Genomic DNA, 14,380 nt, shown 5'->3' with positions numbered 1-14,380 from the left:
ACGGGCCTCGCGGCCCGGCCACCGCCGCCGGCGGGTGCACGGGCCGGGGCCGTTGCAGGCGCTAAGGTCTCCGTCTCGTCGGTCGCTGAATCGACCCCGGTAAGCTCGCATGAGCGATCGCGGCCGGGGCCGCCTCCCGGCCGCTACCGACCCGTGCAGTGGAGACCCGGAACACGGAAACAGCGAAGGACATGTCCGACACCACGTTGTTGCTCGGCGGCCGAATTCACTCGCCCGCCGACGCCGATGCCACCGCGATGGCCGTGACGAACGGCGTCATCTCGTGGATCGGCGGCGACGAGGTCGGCAGGGCGTTGCATCCCGGTGCCGAAATCGTCGACCTCCAGGGCGCGTTCGTGGCGCCCGCCTTCGTCGACGCGCACGTGCACGCGACGTCCGCGGGGTTACTGCTCAACGGGCTGGATCTCACCGGTTGCGCGTCGTTGACCGAGTTCCTCCACGCGCTGCGGGACCACGTCGCGGAATACCCGGGCACGCTCGTCTGGGGGCACGGCTGGGACGAGACCTGGTGGCCCGAGCGGCGCCCGCCCTCCCGCGTCGAGATCGACGAGGCGTGCGGCGGGGCGCCGGTGTACCTGTCGCGGATCGACGTGCACTCGGCGCTGGTGTCGAGCGCGCTCGTCCGGCAGACGCCGCTGGCGCGGGGCGCCGAGGGGTGGAGCGACACCGGGCCGCTGACCCGCGTGGCGCACCACCACGTGCGCCGCGCCGCCCGCGAATCGCTCGGTCCGGTGCAGCGCCGCGAGGCGCAGCGCGCGTTCCTGCGGCACGCGGCGGCGCAGGGCATCGCCTGCGTGCACGAGTGCGCCGGCCCCGACATCTCCGGTGAGGACGACCTGCGCGACCTGCTGGAGATCTCCCGGCAGGGCGGGGTGCCGGAAGTGATCGGCTACTGGGGCGAGCTCGGCGCGGTCGACCGCGCGCGGGAGCTCGGCGCCCGCGGGCTGGCCGGGGACCTGTTCGTCGACGGCGCGGTCGGCTCGCGCACCGCTGCGCTGCGCGACCCCTACGTCGACGATCCGAGCACGTCCGGGGTGCTCTACCTCGACGCGGAGGCGATCGCCGAACACCTCGTGGACTGCACGCGCAACGGGATGCAGGCCGGGTTCCACGTGATCGGCGACGCCGGCGTCGCCGAGGTCTGCGCCGGGTTCCGCAAGGCCGCCGAGACCGTCGGCGCACCGGCGCTGGCGAGCATGCGCCACCGCCTCGAGCACCTGGAGATGGTGGGCGAGGACCAAGCGGCGGAACTCGCGGGCTACGGCGTGGTCGCCTCGGTGCAGCCCGCCTTCGACGCGGCCTGGGGCGGTTCCGCGGCGATGTACGCGCGGCGCCTCGGGGTGCAGCGCGGCACGCGGATGAACCCCTTCTCCCGGCTCGCCGCCGACGGGGTGCTGCTGGCCTTCGGCTCCGACGCCCCGGTCACGCCGTGCGCCCCGTGGGATGCGGTCGCCGCGGCGGTGAACCACCGCACCGGGGGGTACGGCGTGTCGCCGCGCGCGGCGTTCATGGCGCACACCCGCGGCGGCTGGCGGGCGGCCGGTGTCGAGGACGGGCGCACCGGCACGCTGGTGCCGGGGGCTCCGGCGACTTACGCGGTGTGGAACGCGGGGGAGCTGGTCACCACCGCGCCGGACTCGCGAGTGCAGCGGTGGTCGACGGATCCGCGGGCCGGGGTTCCCGGCCTGCCGGACCTGGGCCCGCACGCCCCGCGGCCGCGGTGCCTGCGCACCGTGCTGCGCGGGGAGACGGTCTACGAGCGCGACGCCGAGGACGACGACCTGTACACCGTGTGACCCCGCCCCGCCGGGACGGAGCGGCTCGCCCCGGCGGGGTCGGCGGCGCGTACATTGACCGGGGCGCCACGTGTGGTCGCGACCGCGTGCTGCGCCCGCGATGTCCCAGGGCTCCGCGATGTCCCGGGCTCGTGCATCCCGGCAGCATCGGAGAAAGGTTGAACGGTGGTGGCCACCACGAGTCCGCAGCAGGGCGAGCGCACGCGCGGTGCGGCCGCCGGGCGGCGACGTCCGGGGGCGTGGTGGCTGCGGTTGCCGGCGGTCGCAGCCGGCGGGTTCGCGCTGTACCTCGCCTCGCCGCCGAGCGGCCGCTGGTGGCTGGCTCCGCTGGCCGTGGCGGTGCTGCTGCTCGTGGTCTGGCGGCAGCGGATGCGCGCCGGGTTCGCGTTCGGCCTCGTCTTCGGCGCGAGCTACCTGCTGCCGCTGCTGGGCTGGCTGCAGGACTTCCTCTCGGCGCAGTTCGGACCCTGGCCGTGGCTGGGCGTGGCGCTGCTGCAGGCGGTGTTCTTCGGCCTGGGCGGGCTGGCGGCCGCGCGGGTGAGCGCGCTGCCCGGCAGCGTGGTGTGGGCCCCGGCCGTGCTCGCCGCTGCCGAGGAGCTGCGCGGGCACGTCCCCTTCGGCGGCTTCCCGTGGGGCAAGTTGGCGTTCACCCAGACCGGTGGGCCCTACATGGTGCTGGCCTCGGTCGGCGGCAGCGTGCTCGTCGGCTTCGCGGTGGCGGTGACCGCGGCGGGGCTGGCGCGGGTGGTGCTGCTGCTCCGGCAGCGGTGGTCGCGGCGCAGGTGGCCCGGTCCGGGTGCGTGGGCCGCCCCGGTGGGTGCCGCGCTCGTGCCCGTGGTGGCGGGGCTGGCGGTGTGGCCCGCGGTGGGCACCGCGGCCGAGGAGGGCACCGCGCGGGTGGCCGCGGTGCAGGGCAACGCGCCCGACTTGGGGCTCGGGCTGCTCCACGCCGACGACGTGCTGCACGACAACCACGTGCGGCAGGCCCGGCGCTTGGCCGACCGGGTCGAGGCGGGGCAGGTGCCGCGTCCGGATGCCGTGGTGCTGCCCGAGCAGGTGGGCAGTTGGGGCCCGGGCCACGTCGATCCCGAGCTCGACCTGCTCACCGACCGGCTCGGCGTTCCGGTGTTCGTCGGCGGGCTCGCCGACGGCGCCGACGGGAAGCTGCGCAACCAGGTGGTGCGCTGGGACCCGGGCAGCGGCCCGGGGGAGGCCTACACCAAGCAGCACCTCGTGCCGTTCTCCGAGACGATCCCGATGCGCTCGGTGGCCCGGGCGGTCACGCCGTTCGTGGACCGCTTCCAGCAGGACATGACGCCGGGCGAGGAGCCGGGCGTGCTGCCGGCGGGGCCGGTGCGGCTGGGGGTCGGCATCTGCTACGACGTCGCCTACGACGACGTGTTCACCGGAGCCGCCCGGCAGGGGGCGAACCTGCTGGCCGTGCCGACGAACAACGCCTGGTTCGGGCACTCGGAGATGAGCTACCAGCAGCTGGCGATGTCGCAGCTGCGCGCGGTGCAGCACGGCCGCGCCGTGGTCGTCGCGGCCACCAGCGGCGTCAGCGCCATCGTCGAACCGGACGGAACCGTGGCGCAGCGCACGGGCCAGTTCACCGCGGACGCGCTCGTCGGCGAGGTGCCGCTGCGCTCCTCCGACACGCTGGCCACGCGGCTCGGCGCGGCACCCGCGTGGATCATCGCGGCGGTGGGGGCCGCCGCGTTCGCCCTGGCGCTGCGGTGGAACCGCCGCAGCGCCGGATGACCGCGGAACGGCGCCGCCCGGGCGGCGCCGGAAGCAGGAGGCGGCCCGCGCAGCGGGGCCGCGCAAGTCGGGGACCGGGGTGCGCCCCGGAGAGGAAAGGACGTGCATGGCCCAGGGGCGGGAGCCCGCGGACTCCACCGGCGCGCTCGCATCGCTCGTGGTGGTGATCCCCACCTACAACGAACGGGACACGCTGCGGCCGATCGTGCATCGGCTGTTCGACGCCGCGCCCGCCGCGCACGTCCTCGTGGTCGACGACGCCAGCCCGGACGGCACCGGGCAGGTCGCCGAGGACGTCGCGGCCGCCGACGAGCGGGTGTCGGTGCTGCACCGCACCGGCAAGGCCGGGTTGGGCGCGGCCTACGTGGCCGGGTTCCGGTGGGCGCTGGACCGCGGATACCGGGCGGTCGTGGAGATGGACGCGGACGGTTCGCACCCGCCGGAGGACCTGCCGCGGCTGGCGCGGCTGCTCGGCGAACCGGGCGCGCCCGCGGCGGACGTGGTCGTCGGCTCGCGGTACGTGCCCGGCGGCAGGGTGGTGAACTGGCCGTGGCACCGGCAGCTGCTCTCCCGCGGGGCGAACGTCTACTCGCGGTTGGCGCTCGGCGTGGGGGTGCACGACATCACCGCCGGTTACCGCGTCTACCGCGCGGAGGTGCTGCGGGCGCTGGCGCTGGACACGGTGACCTCGCAGGGCTACTGCTTCCAGGTCGACCTGACGCGGCGCGCGGTGGACGCGGGGTTCACCGTGGTGGAAGCGCCGATCACGTTCGTCGAGCGCGCCGTGGGCACGTCGAAGATGAGCGGGTCGATCGTGCGCGAGGCGCTGGTGCGGGTCACGTTCTGGGGTGCGCGGCGGCGGATGCGGCAGGTGGCCGGTGCGCTGCGCGCGATCGGCGGAACCCGGCGGTGACCGCCCGCCCGTTGCGGGGCGGTGTCTCGCTGGTGCGCCGCTGCCGGCGCTGCCCCCGCTGCGGACGCTCCGCTGGCGGGGCCGAGCCCGCAGCGGGAGCGGGTCAGCTGCGGGGCTGGACCAGCTGCGGGAGTGGGGTCGTTTGACCGGGACCGTTTGCGGGGCCGGGAACCGGTGCGGCGAGTCCCGGGACGCGAACGGGGGCGGCCCGGCCGGGCCGCCCCCGTTCGCTGGTCCGGAGCACTCAGTCCGTTTCCCCGCGGCGGTTGCGCAGGACCTGCAGTCGCTCGTTGAGGAGTTCCTCGAGTTCGGGAATGGTGCGCCGCTCCAGCAGCATGTCCCAGTGGGTGCGCGGCGGCTTGGCCTTCTTCTGTTCCGGCTGGCTGCCGTCGATGATCTTCGACTCGGTGCCGTGCAGCCGGCACTCCCAGGTCGAAGGCACCTCCGCGTCGTCGGAGAACGGCACCTCGAACTCGTGGCCCTTGGAGCAGGCGTAGCGCACCGTCCGGCGCGGAGCGAGGTCGTGGTTGCGGTCGGTCTCGTAGCTGACTGCTCCGAGCCGGCTGCCACGCAGAACGCGATCGGCCATGACGGTTCCTTTCACGTCGGCCCGGAGAGGCCCTCCGGGCGATTGTGCTCACCGAGTGCAACGACACGTCGTTGCTGTCTGTTCCCGGTTCGGGGGTTCTGGTTGCCCTCGGTGACGTTGTTCACTCGTCAACGAGGTTTCTCCCTGGAGATGCAGTCGGTCCGTGTTCGTGACGCGTTATCCCGCTGTCGATCTCAGTTCCACTCGAATGGGTGATACTGCCAGAGGTGGTCGCACCCCCGCCAAACAGGAGTCTGAACCGTTCGTGAAGTGCGAGGGAGATCACCGGCGACCCTTCCGGGCAGCGTTCGGCGGGCGTGATCACGGATCGTGGCGATGCTTGTCCTTTCCCCTACGACGGTACGTGTTGGCATATTCCGCGGGGGAGGGCCTCCCGTCGGAACAGCCGTCCCCCGAACGGAGTCCGCGCTGCGGCAGCCGGTCCGCGGGCTCTCCGCGGGCCGCTCACAACAGCCGCGGCGGCCGGTTGCCCGCCCGCCGCACCGCGCGCCGCACCGGCAGCAGCGCCACCAGCAGCATCCCCACCGCGAAGAACGCGATCAGCGAGATGATCGCCAACCGGAACGACCCCGTGGTCTGGCCGATCGCGGCGAAGGCCAGCGGCCCCAGCCACGAGGTGGAGCGCTCGCCGATCTCGTGCAGCGAGAAGTGCTCCGCCTCCTTGCCGGGCGGGATGAGCTGGCTGAACAGCGACCGCGACAGCGCGTTCGTCCCGCCGAGCACCAGCCCGATCCCGGCGGCGAGCGCGTAGAACTGCCCGTAGCGGCCCTCCTGCGCGAAGTGCGCCGCCGACAGCACGGCGATCCACACCGCCAGGCTCAGCAGGATCGTCCGCTTCGCCCCGATGCCCCGCGCGGTCCACCCGTGCGCCAGCCCGCCGACGGAGGCGATGAACTGCACGATCAGCAGCGTGACGAACAGCGACTCCCGCGCCAGCCGCAGTCCGCGCAGGGTGCCCGACAACTGCCGGAACCCGCTCGTCAGCACCGCCGGAGCCGAACCGCCGGCGGAATCCGCCGGCTCCGGCGCGCGGCTGGGCACCCCGCGCAGCGCCAACACCGGGACCGCGGTGAACCCGGCCCGCCACAGCCCGGCGCTGGCGAAGACCAGCCGCACCGCCGTCGACGCGTCCATCCCCAGGGCGTCGCGGCCCAGGTGCAGCCCCAGGTGCAGCGCCAGGGCCACCCCCGCCGCCGAGGTAGCCGATCGCCGAGCCCCGCGCCGAGACGCGGTCGCGCTGCTCGGCCTCGGCGATCTGCGGCAGGAACGAGTAGTAGACCACCACCGAGGCGCCGAAGCACACGTTGGCCACGATGAACAGCCCGACGCCGAGCTGCCAGTTCGTGCCCGCCACCAGCGCCAGCGGCCCCGTGGACGCGGCACCGCAGGCGGCGGAACCGGCCAGCATCGCGCGCTTGTTCCGCACCCGGTCGGCCACCGCCCCCGTGATCGGCAGCACGATCACCTGCACCACCGCCGCCACCGACAGCAGGTACCCCCACAGCGATCCGGCCGGGAACTCCAGCCCGAACAGCGCGATGTCGCACCGGCGCAGCGCGTCCGGGCGCGCCCGCACCCCGTTGCGGGCGACGTCCGCGCTGGCCGCCGCGGTGGCCACCGAGGTCAGGTAGATCGACAGGAAGACCGTGATGACCGAGGTCGGGAACACCGAGTTGGCCCAGTCGTACCAGCCCCACCCGCGCTGCTGGCGGCGCCGGGAGATCGCGGTGCGGGAGCTGTCGGGAGTGCGCATGCCCCTCGGCCTTTCGCCTCGTCGACCGGCCGTCCGCGCGCGGCGCCGGCCGGTGGTGCAGGACCCGTGCGGATGTTGCGCACCTCAATGTGCACCACGGCGTGCCGCGCGTGTGCGCACCCCGCCGCGGCGGATACGCTTCGCTGCTCGTGGACACCGATGCCGACGACACCCGACGTGAGCGCACCCGCCGCGCGCGCTACTGCTCCTGGTGCGGCCGGCGGGTCGCGTCCAGCGGCAAGCAGGGCAGGCCGAAGCAGTACTGCACGCGCTCGTGCCGGCAACGCGCCTACGAGCGGCGCACCGCGGTGCAGCGCGGCGGGCTGCCGGAGGACGCGGTCGTGCTCTCCGCGGGCGAGCTGGCCGACCTGCAGGACCGGGTGTTCCAGGTGCGCTGCGCCGCCGAGGACATCGTGACGGCGGTCGACGACGGGGCGGGCGGGGGCGAGGTGCGCAAGCTCGCCGAGCAGGTAGCCGCGCTGTCGGCCGATCTGGAACGCCTGCGCTGAGCCGCCTCCCGCCGCACCGGGGCCGCGTGCTGCTCCGGACCGCACCGGTCGTTCCGGCGAACGGGGCAACTCCGGCGGCCGTTCGCCGCGCCGTGATGGCGGCCAATGTCACCCCGCAACGGGTACCGCTCCAAGATCAACAGAATTAGGGTGTTCGCGCACGACTGGCTGCCCCCACAGAAGACGGATCGGAGCCGCATGCGCGATTTCGACGGCACACTCCGGGAATTCACGTGCAGGCAACTGCGCGGACTCTGCCGGCGCTACGACGTCCCACCGCACGAGCCGGAACGGCTGGTGACCCGATTACTCGGCCCCGTGGCCGAGCGGCCGGTGCAGCAGCCGCCCGCTTGGCCCTCCGACGTGGCCGACGACGCCACGCCGCTCGAGTTCTCCGTGGCCTTCGACGGCGACCGGCGCAAGCTCCGCGTGCTCGGCGAGACCATCGCCGAAACCCCCTCCGTCGCGGAGAACACCCGGGCCGCGGAGCACTTCGTCGACACCGCCGCCGAGCGCGACGGCGTCGCGCTCGACAAGCTGCGCGCGGTGCAGGACCTGTTCCGCCCCGAGCAGCCGCAGGGCGCCTTCAGCTGGTGGTACTCGATGATCTTCTCCCCCGAGGGGCCGCCGAAGTTCAAGGTGTACTTCAACCCCGCGGTGCGCGGCGCGGAGCGGGCACCGGAACTGGTGGGGGAAGCGCTGAAGCGCCTCGGCCTGCCGGAGGCCGACGCCACGGTGCACGAGCACGCGCTGCACCGGTTCGGCTCGGACACCGCCTCGTTCTTCGCCGTCGACCTGGACTCCGGCCCGCAGGCCCGCGTCAAGCTCTACGTCTCCCACCTGTCCGGCACCGCCGAGGACGCCGCGCGCGCCGCCGAAGCCGTCCCCGGCATCGAGCACGAGCTCGTGTACGACTTCTGCGCCGCCCTCGGCGAGGACACCGTCGTCTTCGACGGCCGCCCGCTCGTGTCCAGCTACTCCTTCGTGGACGGGGACACGAGCACGCCGAGCGGCTACAGCCTCTACGTGCCCGTGCGCGACTACGTGCCCGACGACGCCGTCGCCCGCGAGCGCGTCGTCCGCGCCCTGCGCCCGCACGGCGTGGACGCCGCCGAGATCGACGACATCATCGGCGCCGTCACGACCCGGCCGCTGACCGACAACCGCGGGCTGCTCGCCCACGTCTCGCTGCGGATGAGCCCCGAGGACACCGGCACCACGCTCTACGTCTCCTCCGAGGCGTACGGCGGAACCCCGTGACCTCCTCCCCCGGAAAATACCCCGAACCCGACACAGCACCGAGGAGGCGGACGTGCCCCACCTGCGTCCCTACGTCTCCGCCGTGGTCCGGCCCATCCCGGTGACCACCCGGCAGGAGCGCATCGCCGAACTCGACCGCGCCGGGCACAACCCGTTCAACCTGCCCGCCGACAAGGTCAGCATCGACCTGCTGTCCGACTCCGGCACCGGCGCCATCTCCACCGAACAGCACGCCGCCTCCGCCCGCGCCGACGAGCGCTACGCGGGCGCCGAGTCGTACTACCGCTTCCTGGAGGCCGTCCGCGAGATCGTCCCGTACCCGCACGTCTTCCCCGTGCACCAGGGACGCGCCGCCGAGCGCGTCCTGTTCGGCGCGCTGCTGCGGCCGGGCTCGGTGAGCATCAGCAACACGCACTTCGACACCACCCGGGCCAACGTCGAGCTGCTCGGCGCCGAAGCCCGGGACCTGCCGTGCGCCGCGTCCGCGGACCTCGACAGCGACACCCCGTTCAAGGGCGACATCGACATCCCGCGGCTGCGCGCGGCCCTCGAAGGGCCGGACGCGCACCGCATCGGCCAGATCCTCGTCACCATCACCAACAACGGCGGCGGGGGGCAGCCGGTCTCGATGGCGAACCTGGAGCAGACCGCCGCGCTCGCGGCCGAGCACGGGGTCCCGTTCATCCTCGACGCGGCCCGGTTCGCCGAGAACGCCTGGCTGGTCACCCGGCGCGACCCCGCTTACGCCGGGCACGCGCCCGTCGACGTGGCGCGCCGCGCGTTCGAACTGGCCGACGGGTGCGTGGCCAGCCTGAAGAAGGACGGACTCGCCCCCGAGGGCGCCGTCATCGGGCTGCGCGACGAGGCCGCGGCCGACCGGTGCGAAGTGGACATCATCGCCACCGAGGGCTTCCGCACCTACGGCGGTCTCACCGGGCACACGCTCGAGATCCTCGCGCAGGGGCTGCGCGAGGTCGTCGAGCCCGACTACCTCGCCGACCGCGAGCGCGAGGCCGCCTTCCTCGCCGAGCAGGCCCAACTGGCCGGTGTGGACACCGTGCGGCCCGCCGGGCTGCACGGCATCTACCTCAACGCCGGGCGGTTGCTGCCGCACCTGCCGCCGCACCGCTTCCCCGGGCACGCCCTGGCCTGCCACCTCTACCGGGAAGGCGGAGTGCGCTGCGCCGAACTCGGATCGCTCTACCTCGGCGAGCTCGACGGGAACGCGGAACTGGCCGCACCGGCGCCGTTCGAGTTGGTGCGGCTGGCCCTGCCGCGGCGGGTCTACGACCACAGCCACCTCGAGTACGTGGCCGAGCTGCTCGCCGACGTCGCCAAGGACCCCGAGCAGGTGCCCGGCTACCGCTTCACGCACGCGCCGTCGACGCTGCGGCACTTCCGCTGCCGCACCGCGCCGCTCGCCTGACGGACCGGTGCGGCCGAGCAAGCATCCACCGATGTGAACGACCGCGGACGTGCGGAGAGGGGTCCGGCAGCTGGCCGAGCCCCTCCCCGTGCGTCCCCGCCGGTCCGCTCAGCCCGGGGCGGTGCTGGGCAGGCGGTTGATCGCGTGCTGGACCAGCGTCGTCAACGCGTCCTTGCACGAGCTCCGCTGCCGCGCGTCGCCCAGCAGCACCGGGGTCTCCGGCGACAGCGCCGCCGCCTCGCGGATCTCCTCGGGCTCGTAGTGGTGGCCGTCGTCGAAGCAGTTCACCAGCACGACGAACGGGACCCTGCGGCGCTCGAAGAAGTCGACCGAGGCGAAGCCGTCGTCGAGCTTGCGCGTGTCCATCAGCACCACGCCGCCGACGGCGCCGAGCACGAGGTCGTTCCACAGCGGCCAGAACCGGTTCTGCCCCGGGGCGCCGAACAGGTACAGCACCAGTTCGTCCGAGATCGTGATGCGCCCGAAGTCGAGCGCGACCGTGGTGGTGTCCTTGCGCTCCACCCCGGTGAGGTCGTCCACGCCGGTGCTGGCGACCGTCATCTCCTCCTCGGTGCTCAGCGGGGCGATCTCGCTGACAGCACCGACGAAGGTCGTCTTGCCCACGCCGAACCCGCCCGCGACGACGAACTTCAGCGGCAGCGGGGCCGCCGCGGTCGCGTCGGACTTCGGTTTAGAGCCTGCAAAGCCCATGGTAAACCTGCTCCAGGATCTGTCGGCTGACTTGGGTCCGAGGCGAGCGCACGGAAACGGCCCCGTGCTCGAGCAGATCGCCGCACAGCACGCGCACCACGCCCAGCGGACGGCCCATCATCGCCGCGACCTCGGCGACCGCGGCCGGCTTGCGGCACGACTCCAGGATCGCGCGGTGCTCCGGGGTCAGCTCCAGCCGCGGGGTCTGCGGAAACGGCTGCACCGTGACCACCTGGCTCGCGCGGTCCACCTGCGCCGTCTCGCCGGGGGTGCGCCCCCGCGTGATCAGGTACGGCCGGACGATCGGTCCGGCCTCCTCGTCGAACCACGCCTCGCCCATGGTCAGGTCCTCTCCGCGGCCGCGCCGGCCGCATCGCGCGGGGCCGCCGTGAGGAACGAGCCGACCTGCGTGATCAGGCGCCCCATCTGGTAGGCCACCTCCTCCACGTTCGGTTCCGCCGAGGTCAGCACCGCCAGGGAGGCGCCGTTGCCCGCAGCGGAGACGAACAGCAGGCCGTGCTCCATCTCGACGTGGTTCTGCCGCACCGTGCCCAGGTCGAAGTCCCGGCTCACGCCCTTGGCGATGCTGCGCAGGCTGGAAGCGGCAGCGGCGAGCTTGTCCGAGGTGTCCCGGTCCAAACCGGTGGACCGGGCGATGACGAGCCCGTCGTTCGACAGCACCACGGCGTTGTGCACGTCGTGCACCTCGGAGACGAAACCGTCCAGCAGCCAACTCAGCTTCGTCTCACCGTTGGTCTCGGTCATGCGTTCTCACCCTCGTCGTTCTGGTCGCGGGAACTGTGCTGGCTGGAAACGCCGCTGCGGAACGCGCGTCCGAACGACGCCAGCCGGCTCGGTTTGGCGATGGCGTCCTCGCTGCTCTCCTCCGGCTCGTCCCGCAGCCCCTCCACCAGGTGGCTCTGCGGCACGCGCCGCGGCAGCGGCGGCCGGTCATCGCCGGTCGCCCCGGTGCGCGCGGAGCTCCCGCGGTCCGAGGCCTCCGAGCTCGACGGAGGGGCAGCGGCGTCGCTCTCCGGGACCGGCAGCGAACCGCGGGTGGAGAACGACGTGCTCGGCACCGCGGGCCACTGCTCCGCGCCGGCGCCGTCGCCACCGCGCACCGCCTCGTCGGCCTGCGCGGCGCTCGGCCAGGCGTGCTCACCGGTACCCGGCTCCTGCTCGACCGGGTCCTGCTCGACCGGCTCCGCACCCGTCGGCGCCGCACCGGCCGGGGCGCGCCGCGGCAACGCCCCCACGTCGGGCAGGGCGGTCCGCTCGGTGTCCGCCTCGGGGCCCTCCGGCGCGGCCTCCTCGGCGGTCTGCGTCGGCACGGTCACCGCGGCGGTGGGCACGTCCTCGGAGTTGCGGGACTCGAGCAGGTGCTGGCCCAGCAGCACCGTCGCCCGCGTCCCGCCGTAGGCGGACACGCCGAACTCCACCGAGATCGACCGCCGCTCGGCCAACCGGGCCGCGGTGAACAGGCCCAGCTGCTCGGCGCGGTTGTTGTCCAGCACGAGCTGGTCGAACCGCGGTGCGCTGACCATCATCTCGTTGGCCCAGTTCCGCGAGCGCTCGTCCATGCCCAGGCCCTGGTCGGCCACGTCGATGGCCACGCCGCGGGCGACCAGCGAAGCGCTCAGGTGCACCTGGGTCTCCGGCGGGGAGAACGACGCCGCGTTGTCCACCAGCTCGGAGACCAGGTGGATCGTGTCGCCCACCGCGGAACCCGTGACCGAGGTGTCCGGCACGTGCCCGATCGTCACCCGGGTGTACTGGTCGATCTCCGAGACCGCGGCGCGCAGCACGTCGAGCAGGTTCACCGGCTTGGTCCAGCGCCGGCCCGGCTGCTGGTCACCGAGCACGAGCAGGTTCTCCACCTTCCGCCGCGCGCGGGTGGTGGAGTTGTCCAACTCGTACAGCCGGGCGAGCTGGCCGGAGTTCTCCTCGTAGCGCTCCAGGTCGTCGATCGTGCCGTGCATCGTGCGCAGCAGCTGCTGCACCCGGTAGGACATGCCGACGAACACGGCCCGCGCGCCGCGGCGCGCCTTCGTCTCGCGCACGGCGGCGGTGACCGCCTCCTCGTGGAACACCTGGATCGCCTCGGCGACCTGGCCGACCTCGTCGTCGCCGTACTGGCGCAGCCGGGTCAGCTCGGCGTTCGGATCGATCTGCTGCCCGTCCCGGATGCGGCGGACCAGGTCGGGCAGCCGCTTGGCCAGTTCCAGCGACTCGGTGCGCAGGTCCTGCAGGCGGGTCAGCAGCGCTTCGTCGACGACCGCGCGGTAGACGCGACGGGCGACGAGGAACGACGCCACGGCCACCGCGAGCGCGATGGTGCTGCCGATCGCCACGGCGCGCAGCGCTTCGTTGCCCTTCTCCACGGCCTGCTGGGAGACGCCGTCGGCCTGCACCCGCACCATGTCCGACAGCGCGCCCAGCACGGGGCCGGTCGCTTCGTCCCAGGCCTGCGCCTCGACCGGGGCGTCCGCGCCGCTGAACGCGCCGCCCTCGACGATGCTGTTCTCCATCTCGTGCAGCCGCTGCCACGCCGGATCGGCCCGCAGCTCGTCGAAGCGCTGGCGCGTCTCCGGTCGCATGTTCTCCACGGCGCTCTGCAGCTCGGCGCGGCTGGTGTTGATGTAGGAGACCAGCTGGCGGTACTGCTCCGCCGAGAGGTCGCCGGAGCGCAGCGCCAGGGAGACGGTCGAGGCCTCGCGCGCGGCGAGGTCGGAGGCGCGGAACAGCGCCGCCGCGGACTGCGCGCCCCGCAGCGTGTCCGTGTCCGGCACGATGCGCGCCTGGGTGTGGAACAGCTGCGAAGCGGTGTCGAACACGCCGTTGTAGTAGTCGTTGATCTCCTGCACCGAGGTGCTGCGGCTGGTGATGCCGGAGCGGACCCCGGGCAACCGGCCCAGGTCGTCGGTCAGCTGCTGCAGCGGTTCCCGCACCTGCTGCGGCGCCGATTCCAGCAGCGAGTCCGCCTCGCGCTGCATCCGCGCGGCGGCGGCGTCGGTGCGCTGCCGCGCCGCGTCCAGCTGCGCGGGGTCGGCGTTCGGCCGGCTGGCGAACTGCAAGCTCGCCTGCCGCTCCTGCTGCAACGCCTCCAACGTCGACACCGCGGGCAGGGACAGCTGCCGCACGCCCGCCCCGATCCGCTGGGTGTACAGCGCGTCGTAGGTGAACAGCGAGCACCCGATGGCCCAGAGCACGCCCACCACGATCCACGGGATGATCATCGTCCAGGTCAGACGTGACTTGATCGACCTGTCGCGCTGGTTCGACCGCTTCGAACGGCGCGAGGGGAGTGGGGAAGACTCGTCTTGGGTTGCCACTTCTCCGTACTTCCTTCGTTGCGTCCAGCGCCGCACAGGCGGGGACGTTCCGTACGCACACGTGCCGGCGCGACGCCGCTCCCGCGGCCAGCGCGGATCAGCGTCGACAGCGGGAGCGTCGCGCTGCGTGTCGCGTGCGCGGCGGTGCGCGTTACTCCCGGCCGGTGCGAGCCGGCCGGCGCCGCGCGGGAGCGGGCGCGTCATGTCCGAGTACTGCTGGAGGCCTCTCCTTTCCGCACTCGACCGGTTCCGTCTCGCACTCCCCGTCGTCCGCGGCGAACCCCGCCC

12 protein-coding genes and 1 pseudogene are annotated in these 14,380 nt (G+C 73.5%); 6 read left to right on the top strand and 7 right to left on the bottom strand.

The genetic code is table 11. From position 1 onward, the window contains the following. Positions 1–191: 191 nt before the first annotated feature. The 3 genes from ACVGV0_RS15335 to ACVGV0_RS15325 all read left to right on the top strand — a co-directional run bounded on the left by ACVGV0_RS15335 (position 192) and on the right by ACVGV0_RS15325 (position 4,491). On the top strand, positions 192–1,817 hold the full coding sequence (locus ACVGV0_RS15335) for an amidohydrolase (protein WP_459156369.1): 1,626 nt from the start codon (positions 192–194) through the stop codon (positions 1,815–1,817). Positions 1,818–1,985: 168 nt separating this feature from the next. Next, positions 1,986–3,578: an apolipoprotein N-acyltransferase gene (lnt, locus tag ACVGV0_RS15330; RefSeq protein ID WP_459156368.1), complete on the top strand. Its 1,593-nt coding sequence runs from the start codon at positions 1,986–1,988 to the stop codon at positions 3,576–3,578. A gap of 106 nt (positions 3,579–3,684) precedes the next feature. After that, positions 3,685–4,491, top strand: a complete 807-nt coding sequence (locus ACVGV0_RS15325) for a polyprenol monophosphomannose synthase (RefSeq protein ID WP_459156367.1) — start codon at positions 3,685–3,687, stop codon at positions 4,489–4,491. A 244-nt stretch (positions 4,492–4,735) separates the two neighbouring features. On the opposite strand, the gene ACVGV0_RS15320 is transcribed toward ACVGV0_RS15325, so the two are convergent. The 3 genes and pseudogenes from ACVGV0_RS15320 to ACVGV0_RS15310 form a co-directional block, all read right to left on the bottom strand. After that, the gene (locus ACVGV0_RS15320) at positions 4,736–5,080 is read right to left on the bottom strand and encodes an RNA polymerase-binding protein RbpA (protein ID WP_459156366.1); all 345 of its coding nucleotides are present in this window, start codon (positions 5,078–5,080) and stop codon (positions 4,736–4,738) included. Between the two features lie 465 nt (positions 5,081–5,545). Then, positions 5,546–6,286, bottom strand: coding sequence for an MFS transporter (locus tag ACVGV0_RS15315; protein ID WP_459156365.1), 741 nt, complete (start codon positions 6,284–6,286; stop codon positions 5,546–5,548). A gap of 109 nt (positions 6,287–6,395) precedes the next feature. After that, positions 6,396–6,854, bottom strand: a pseudogene (locus ACVGV0_RS15310) (MFS transporter); the annotation flags it as partial. Between the two features lie 149 nt (positions 6,855–7,003). Between ACVGV0_RS15310 and ACVGV0_RS15305 the strand changes: the two are divergent. The 3 genes from ACVGV0_RS15305 to ACVGV0_RS15295 all read left to right on the top strand — a co-directional run bounded on the left by ACVGV0_RS15305 (position 7,004) and on the right by ACVGV0_RS15295 (position 10,049). Then, positions 7,004–7,363 (top strand): hypothetical protein, encoded by a 360-nt coding sequence (locus ACVGV0_RS15305; protein ID WP_459156364.1) that lies wholly within the window; start codon positions 7,004–7,006, stop codon positions 7,361–7,363. Between the two features lie 105 nt (positions 7,364–7,468). Continuing rightward, positions 7,469–8,623, top strand: coding sequence for a tryptophan dimethylallyltransferase family protein (locus tag ACVGV0_RS15300; RefSeq protein ID WP_459156363.1), 1,155 nt, complete (start codon positions 7,469–7,471; stop codon positions 8,621–8,623). A 52-nt stretch (positions 8,624–8,675) separates the two neighbouring features. Further along, positions 8,676–10,049, top strand: coding sequence for a tryptophanase (locus ACVGV0_RS15295; RefSeq protein ID WP_459156362.1), 1,374 nt, complete (start codon positions 8,676–8,678; stop codon positions 10,047–10,049). Between the two features lie 108 nt (positions 10,050–10,157). On the opposite strand, the gene ACVGV0_RS15290 is transcribed toward ACVGV0_RS15295, so the two are convergent. From ACVGV0_RS15290 to ACVGV0_RS15275, 4 genes are read right to left on the bottom strand one after another with little or no spacing between them, the layout of a single operon-like run. Then, a complete protein-coding gene (locus tag ACVGV0_RS15290; RefSeq protein WP_459156361.1) occupies positions 10,158–10,760 on the bottom strand; it encodes a GTP-binding protein in 603 nt (200 codons plus the stop codon). Then, entirely contained in the window at positions 10,741–11,100 is a 360-nt protein-coding gene (locus ACVGV0_RS15285; RefSeq protein WP_459156360.1) for a DUF742 domain-containing protein, read from the bottom strand. Before ACVGV0_RS15285 ends, ACVGV0_RS15290 begins: the two co-directional genes overlap by 20 nt. A 2-nt stretch (positions 11,101–11,102) precedes the next feature. Beyond that, complete coding sequence (locus tag ACVGV0_RS15280) at positions 11,103–11,525, bottom strand: roadblock/LC7 domain-containing protein (protein WP_459156359.1); 423 nt, start codon at positions 11,523–11,525, stop codon at positions 11,103–11,105. Continuing rightward, the gene (locus ACVGV0_RS15275) at positions 11,522–13,996 is read right to left on the bottom strand and encodes a sensor histidine kinase (RefSeq protein ID WP_459156358.1); all 2,475 of its coding nucleotides are present in this window, start codon (positions 13,994–13,996) and stop codon (positions 11,522–11,524) included. Before ACVGV0_RS15275 ends, ACVGV0_RS15280 begins: the two co-directional genes overlap by 4 nt. Positions 13,997–14,380: the final 384 nt, after the last annotated feature.

It is taken from the genome of Salinifilum ghardaiensis (genome assembly GCF_054491345.1).
Note: the sequence above shows the minus strand (reverse complement) of the source record. Positions and strands in the feature narration are given on the sequence as shown.